The following is a 6924-nucleotide window of genomic DNA, read 5'->3' as shown; positions in this document are numbered from 1 at the left end:
GGCGTCAAGCGCACGGTCTACGAGCTGGACGTCGAGGAAGTCGGCCCCAGCCTCAAGAACGCCACGGCCAAGGTCACCAAGACCACCGGTCGCGGCGGCCAGGGCGGCTACGGAGGCGGCCAGACGGCCAACGCGACAGAAGGCACGCCCGCCGATGACCCGTGGGCCAGCAACGCGGCTCCGCCGAGCGACGAGCCGCCGTTCTAGGACGGCGGAACCAGACCGGCGGGCCAGGCGAGCATCACCATCCGTCTGGCCCGCCGAGCACTTTTGGAAGGCAGGACAGGGAGAAGCGCACAACGGCCCCGCCTCCGCCTTACCAGCCACGAAAGAGGGAGCGTGCCGACCGCGCCTCTGCCCATGTCTGCCGCTGCTGCCACCTGGGTCCGCGACATGGTCCTCGCACCCAAGGAGATCCCGCCGCAGTCTGCCCGGTGCCCGTGCCAGATCGTGTCCAACGCCTGCGAGCACAGCCGACACGGCACGTGCGGTCACGAGCAGTGGATCGCCTGGCGCGGCACCGAGGAAGAAGCCGTCCTCGGCCGGGGCCACGGCCCCTTCCCGTGTCGGGGTGCCTCCGGCCTCAACCGCAGCGACGCCACGCTCTACCTCGCCGACCGCCAGTGCCGGGTCCGCTGCAACTGCTCCTGCCATCAGCCCGCCCCAGAACCCACGCTGCCCCCGATTGCCTCCGCGCAGGACGGTCTTTTCTAGTCCGGCCACCTCCATGGCCGCCCTACTGCTGCTGACCACCCACCGCCGCTCCGGTCTGGAGCGGCGGCCCAACCACACGAGGAACGCGATGCCCAACCAACTCCGGGTCACCAGGGTCCTCACCGAGAGCGTCGTCGGCCCGCAGATCTGGGACGGCCGGCTCGGCGAGTGCCAGACCATGCCCACCGACCGGTACGACGCCGTCGAGGAGGCCATGGCCGCTGTCCTCGAACGCATCGCAGCCGCGATCGACTGGCCACGCCTCCTTGCCGAGGCGTCCTGGCGGCACTCCACCCTCCACGAGAGGACCCTCGACGACGAGAAGCGCCCTGCTGGCCAGGGCACCCCCTGGGAGTGCCACGCCACCGGCGTGTGCGGCGAGTGCCTGCGCCACGCCCTGCTCACCCCCGAGACCGGCGCCCACAACTGGGCTAAGACCCCCGACGTCCCCCTGACCCGCACCGACATCGACTGGGCCGGCGTCGTCGCCGAGAACCTCCAGTACCGACGCGACCTCAGCCAGGTGAACCGATGACGACAGCCTCCGTGACCACCGCGGCGACGACCGCCGAAGCGACGATGAACCGGGCGTACGACCTGCTGGAGCAGGACGGCACCGCTCCGGAGCTCGGCCCCCTACGCCAGCCGCTGGCCGGCCTCCTCGCCTTCCACCTGTCCGAAGACTCCGGCCACGGCCCCCTGCGCGCCACAGAACCGCAGCATGCTGCGGACCCGGCCCTCGACGCCATCTTCCCCACCGACAGGGTGTGTTACAGCTGCGGGGACACCGGGGTGCGCTACGACGGCACCGGCCCCGAAGGCCACATGTGGGGCGGGGAGCAGTGCTGCTGCCAGCACGAGCACTGCGCCTGCGGCGGCTGCGGCGGCTTCCCCTGCGAGGAGGTCGACTACGTCGTCCATCTCGCCACCGTCCTGCTGCGCGAGCACGGACCGCACGACGCGGCGCACCTGGCCGCCGTCCCGTCCGTCGAACACGCCGGACAGCGCTACCTGATCGGCTACCCCTACGCCGACCGCGACGGCGACCAGTGGGAGGCCCTAGACTCCACCGCGCACGACGGTGCCCCGCTGGTGATCCTCCTGCCCGCCGGAGCCGGCGAGCCCGCGAGACTCGAGGACATCCTCGACGAGGGTCCGCTGCGCCGGATCGCTCATCCGGGCACCACCCTCCCGGACCCCGCAGAGAAGCTGCCGTACCGGGGGCCGAAGCACTGGGAAGGACCGGTCGCCCGCTGCTCCGGCATGCGGCACCTGGCCCCCGTCGGCGACGACGGCCTAGTGGGCATGCACTCCATCTCCGCCGAGTTCACCGGCCTGTGCCCCGGCACGGACAAGACACCGCGGACAACTCCGTGGCCCCCGAAGTGATCGCCCGGCAGGCGCCGCCGAGCAGGAGGCCCTCCCCGACGCCGACGAACCGTAGGTGATGCGGCGCGTACTAAGGGGCGGCACACTCACCCCAGTACACTCGGTTCCGGGCGGCGCACGACCGTCTGGTATCCGTGAGGGGACCGCAGGCCCACGCCAGGCCCCCAGCTCCGGCAAGTCGTCTCTGACGCATCGTGCGAAGACCAGCGTCCGCTCTGAGCGGTACGCGCGTGGGGCGTACCGGCATGGAGTGAAGCTGATGTCGAAGAACCGCGCCCGCGACCGGGCTGCCCGCGCCGCGATGCAGGAGACCGGCGCCTTCCGCGCCCGGGCCGTCCGCCAGGTCGACACGACCGGGCAGAACCGCAAGTACCCGGTCCGCCTGGTCGATGCCCACGGGGCGAGCTGGTACCTCAACTCCGGTGAGACCAACGCATACGGCACCAGGGCCCTGCACTACAGCGAGAGCCGTACGTACGAGCAGATCGTCACGGAGGCCGGCCCGGTCCGGCACATCGACGTCCCGGCCGACGGCGACAGCGACGCCATCCGCCAGGCGCTGAGGCAGGCCGGCCCGAAGGCGCTCGCCACCCTCACAGCCGCGCTGCACGCCGCGGCGACGGCCTGCGAGCGCGCCACCGGCCGACCCGAGGACCTGGTCGCGGGCCGCCCCGGCTCCACGGAATCCGCCATCGTCCTTGGGATGGCCCTGGACGCCGGCCCCGAGGTGCCTGCCGCCTCCGTGGACACCGCCGCGCTCGAGGCGGTGGCCGGGGTCCTGACCCGCTGGGTCACCGGGGAGACCGTGGTGGAACTCGCCGAGAACCTCGCCTGGACCGTGGGTAAGGTCGTCGACGAGCTCGGCTGGCAGGGCATCACCGACCCGTGGGCCCGCCGGCACCTGGCGTCGTACGCAAGCTGGGTCACCGGGCACAGCGACAACCCGTTCGGTGCCCTGCGCGCCCGCGCCGCTGCGGACCTGCTCGACGAGGACGACGCAGAGACCCCGGCGGTCGGCCAGGTCGCCTTCCTGCTCGACGCGTCCGTCCCCGTCGCCCCGGACGCCGACCTGATCGGCGACGCAACCATGGAGCACCTCCTCGCCGCCCTGGTCGCCCGCAACCTTCACACCCTGGAGCGGGACGGCACCGAGTACCCGGCCCGGGCGGACGTCTTCGTCCTACCGCCAGCCTCGGACTCGCCGGAAGTCCTGGTGAAGGAGCCTGGCCTCCGGGTGAACCGGCCCGGCGACGCCGCGCCCGGCTGGCGCAACGTCTCCGTGCTGGTGCTTGTGAGCGCCCGCCGCCCGTGGGGACTGTACGACGAGGACCAGCGCGTCATCACCGACGCCTACCGCACCGCGGCCGCCGCGCTCAACCGCCACTGGCCGGGCCTTCCCGAGGAGTATCAGCACGCGGCCCTGAGCCTGGACATGATGGCCGCGCTGCGCGGCCAGTTCGGCGACAGCGCTGTACGGGACCTCTTCGCCGACTTGGTCCAGGGCGCCGTCCACCACGCCTACACCCAGGGCGCCGAACCGGAGTTGGAGCCGTCCGCCGGCGAACACCCCTAGCCGGGCAGCAGGCGGGACAGCCTTCCGAGCTGTCCCGTCGGCCGCGGCCGATACCCTCGCTCCACGGCGCCCAAGAACCGCTCTGCCCGCATCCGCAAGCTGGTCTCCGAGCAGTTCAAGCCCGAGTACAGCAAGCACGAGTGGATCGAGGCTGCGTACGACGACCGTCGTGCCGAGTGGACCCTGTCGTGGACCGACGGGCCCACCCTCACGGAGGTCACCCGGGTGGCCCGGGCCGCCAACAAGGAAGCCGTCGACGGGGTTCGCTACGAGCGGCGCTACTCCCAGCAGGCGTACGCCCTCGGCGCGATCGGCTGGGCCCGGGCCGGGGAGGACCTGCAGGGCGGCAACGGATGGTGGGCCGTCAGCCGGGTGGAGGAGTACCTCGCGAAGGTCAAGAACCCCGGCCGGCCCAAGCCCGGCCGGGAGACCGACATGGTGGAGCGCCTGATCAAGGCCGCCGACGGCGGCCGCGGGCAGCACTGGGCGGAGGGCTCGGAGATCTGCGGCCTCGTCGACAAGCGCGGCCTGTCCTGGCTCCTCATCCCGGCCGGCAAGCCCGACGAGCGGCTGCCGCTGACCCCGCTGGAAGTCCTCACCACCCGCTACGCCCGGGGCGAGAAGCAGAGGGCGTGGTGGGAGCACCTGACCCCGCTCACCGAACTCGAAGCCTTCGCCGCCGTGCAGGCCGACCCGGGCGCCCCAGCCGAAGCCGTCGCCGCGGTCCTCGAGTTCGTCCCCGACGTGCACGCCGCGATCGACGCCGCGGTGGCCGACCTGCGTGCCCGGGTCTCAGCCAGCAGTTGACCGCGGGCCGGCGTCAGCTCTGCCGGGGCCGGGGTAGCCGGGTACGTCCTGGTGCTGGGAGGACCTGGTCACCATCCAGGCCAGTTGCCTGGCCGCGGCCGCCGGGTCGCCGTCCTCGAGCTTGGCCATCGCGTAGCCGTAGGCATACCCGGTCATCCGGCTCAGGACGGGGTCGCGTGCCTCGGCGCTGAAGTCCCGCAGGAAGGCGAAGTGCTTCTCCAGGTCCGCGCGCAGCGTCTGGAGTTCAGGGCTCTCGTCTGCCGGTGTGTCGTCGTTCGTGGTCATCCGCCGAGGGTAGGACCCAGGCCGAGGACGTCAGACACCGCCGGTGCGTGCCCCGGGAGCGGCTGGCCCGGCGTCGTCCCACGTCTCCAACGTCTCATTGTCCCGGTGCTCGTGACGGTGGTCGCGGTCCAGGTCGCAGTACCACCGGCCGGCGCTGCCGGCGCGGGTGGCCGGGCACGTCAGCTGTCCGCGCAGGCGTACGCGCAGCTCGTCCTCGGCGGCCGTGGAGGGCTCGACCGTCCAGGCCGCCGCCTCCAGCGCCGCCACGATCGCGCGCACCGCGGGCAGAGTCACCTCGTGCCGCAGCCGCAGGTAGCCACCGCGCCACGGGTCCTGGGCGATCGAGGACGCGGCGATGGTGAACGGGTGGCCGCGCAGCGCCCGGTCCACCAGGTGCTCCACCCACTCGCGTGTCGCGGTGTGCACGTATCCCCGGCGATGCTGGCCGCCCCGGGGGCCCACCGGGTACGGGTGCAGCTGCTTGGCCTCGACGACCCGCTCCCGTCGGCCCGTGGCCGCGTCGACGATCGTCACGCGCTTACGCCCAGCCGCCCCCACCAGGATCCGTACGTACCGTGGGGGGCCAGCAGTCACGGCGCAGGACCGGTAGACCTGCCCGCGCTCGAGGTGGTAGTCCACAACCGCTCCCGGTGCTCGATGGTGACGGCACGACTCTATCGATCCGGTGAACCGTCAGGACCCGGCTGGGGACGCTCCGGCTCGTGCTGCCGGCGGGTGCAGCTCCCGGCGCAGCGCACCCCCATCCACGTACGAGGCCACCGTCCACGACAGATCCTGGAGCCGCTGCACCACCAGGTCGTGCGCGGGCGGGTCCGTGAAGTCCTTCCATACGGACCGGGCGACGGGCTGCATCTGCTTGGGCAGCGGGCGCTTGCGGGTCCGGGTGCCGGCCAGGGTGCCGTACGCCTCCTGGACGGCGGTGTCGACCCGGTGCAGTCCGCACACCGGAGGCTTCGGGACCTTCGGGTTGTCCTGGCCCGCGTCGGCGGCGGCCACCACCGCCGTGGTCAGGTTCGCCCCGGCGGGGTTGCCCTCGACCGAGGCGGTGAACGCCGCGCAGAGGGCGTGCGCGTACCGGCGGATGGCCACCACCGCCTCCTGCGCCGCCTGCTCCCGGTGCGCCATCGCCAGGGCCGCGCGGGCCTGCGCCTGCTCCAACAGCAGGGTGTGCCACTGAGCTTCGGCCTTGGGCTCCCGGGTGGCCGTGTGCTTCCCGACGTCCTTCTCCGCCTCTTCCCACCGGCGGTGCGCCGTCCACTGGGCCCGGTGCGCCAGCTCGACCGTGGACTTCATCCGGTCCAGGGTGCGCTGCAACTCGGCCGGCCACGGCTCGGGGGCCCCTTCCGGGTCGGGGGCCGCGACGTCCGGGTACAGAGCTGCGTATCGGGCCCACCGGGTGCGGTAGTGCTCCCGCCCGGCCTCGGTGATCCGGTAGTCGCCGTCCCGGCCCTCGGCGTACGGCGGGGACGGACGTTCGACCAGCGCCTTGCGGGTGTTGAAGCCCCAGATCCGTACCGTGGCCGGGTCCGCCTTCCACAGCCGGACCAGCCGCTCCCACGCGTACGCCGACAGCTCACCGGTCGTGCGCCGTCCCGACTCCTTCGTCCCCGCCCGCACCGCCGCACGCCCAGTCCGGGTGAGCTGCACCGTCACCTTCCTCGACATCCCCCGGTGCGTCTCGACGACCTCGTCACGGACCTCGATCAGCCCGTACCGCTGCAGCGCCTGGAGCGTGGACCCGGTGCCGTCGTCCCGCACGTCCTTCAGCGCGAGCGCCCGCTGCACCGAGGTGAGCTTCGTCCCCGGCGTGACCACGTCCAACCACCGCCACACAGACGCCGGCGTGTCGTCGTAATACCCGGCGGCGGCATCCTGCGCCCGCCCGGCCTCTACCGCCTGGTCGTGGTCGTACAGCACCGTCATGTACGCCTGCTGCCGTTCGTTCAGCGCGTCCCACGCCGCCTGCGCCTTACTGGCCACCCCTGCTCCCTTCCCGTACCGCTCACAGCCTGACGCACCGCCAGGCCACCTTCGCTCAATACCGGTCACGTCCGGCGATCTTGTTCGTACTGTCGGTGGCAGCCGCTACCGTGGTACCCGTACAACTCGGCATGCCGCGAACCGCCGATTCCGCT

General features: G+C 72.4%; 8 protein-coding genes and 1 pseudogene. 6 read left to right on the top strand and 3 right to left on the bottom strand.

What is annotated here, in order from left to right; genetic code table 11:
* The 6 genes and pseudogenes from ACH4UK_RS29835 to ACH4UK_RS29810 all read left to right on the top strand — a co-directional run.
* A pseudogene (locus ACH4UK_RS29835) lies at positions 1-207 on the top strand (single-stranded DNA-binding protein); the annotation flags it as partial.
* A gap of 153 nt (positions 208-360) precedes the next feature.
* Positions 361-714, top strand: coding sequence for a hypothetical protein (locus tag ACH4UK_RS29830; protein WP_331759565.1), 354 nt, complete (start codon positions 361-363; stop codon positions 712-714).
* A 13-nt stretch (positions 715-727) separates the two neighbouring features.
* Positions 728-1249 (top strand): hypothetical protein, encoded by a 522-nt coding sequence (locus ACH4UK_RS29825; protein ID WP_331759567.1) that lies wholly within the window; start codon positions 728-730, stop codon positions 1247-1249.
* Positions 1246-2103 carry a hypothetical protein gene (locus tag ACH4UK_RS29820; RefSeq protein ID WP_331759568.1) on the top strand — a complete coding sequence of 286 codons (858 nt, stop codon included), beginning with the start codon at positions 1246-1248 and terminating at the stop codon, positions 2101-2103. Before ACH4UK_RS29825 ends, ACH4UK_RS29820 begins: the two co-directional genes overlap by 4 nt.
* A 259-nt stretch (positions 2104-2362) precedes the next feature.
* Complete coding sequence (locus ACH4UK_RS29815; RefSeq protein ID WP_398361212.1) at positions 2363-3676, top strand: hypothetical protein; 1314 nt, start codon at positions 2363-2365, stop codon at positions 3674-3676.
* A gap of 225 nt (positions 3677-3901) precedes the next feature.
* Entirely contained in the window at positions 3902-4483 is a 582-nt protein-coding gene (locus ACH4UK_RS29810) for a hypothetical protein (protein ID WP_398361210.1), read from the top strand.
* Here ACH4UK_RS29810 and ACH4UK_RS29805 read toward each other — a convergent pair.
* The 3 genes from ACH4UK_RS29805 to ACH4UK_RS29795 all read right to left on the bottom strand — a co-directional run bounded on the left by ACH4UK_RS29805 (position 4469) and on the right by ACH4UK_RS29795 (position 6769).
* Positions 4469-4768 (bottom strand): hypothetical protein, encoded by a 300-nt coding sequence (locus ACH4UK_RS29805; RefSeq protein WP_331759572.1) that lies wholly within the window; start codon positions 4766-4768, stop codon positions 4469-4471. The genes ACH4UK_RS29810 and ACH4UK_RS29805 overlap by 15 nt on opposite strands.
* Before the next feature lie 30 nt (positions 4769-4798).
* The gene (locus ACH4UK_RS29800) at positions 4799-5302 is read right to left on the bottom strand and encodes a hypothetical protein (RefSeq protein ID WP_398361208.1); all 504 of its coding nucleotides are present in this window, start codon (positions 5300-5302) and stop codon (positions 4799-4801) included.
* Positions 5303-5461: 159 nt separating this feature from the next.
* Positions 5462-6769 (bottom strand): hypothetical protein, encoded by a 1308-nt coding sequence (locus ACH4UK_RS29795; RefSeq protein WP_398361206.1) that lies wholly within the window; start codon positions 6767-6769, stop codon positions 5462-5464.
* Positions 6770-6924: the final 155 nt, after the last annotated feature.

Source organism: Streptomyces sp. NPDC020884, assembly GCF_044333935.1.
GTDB lineage: Bacteria > Actinomycetota > Actinomycetes > Streptomycetales > Streptomycetaceae > Streptomyces.
This window is presented reverse-complemented; position numbering and strand designations above follow the sequence as displayed.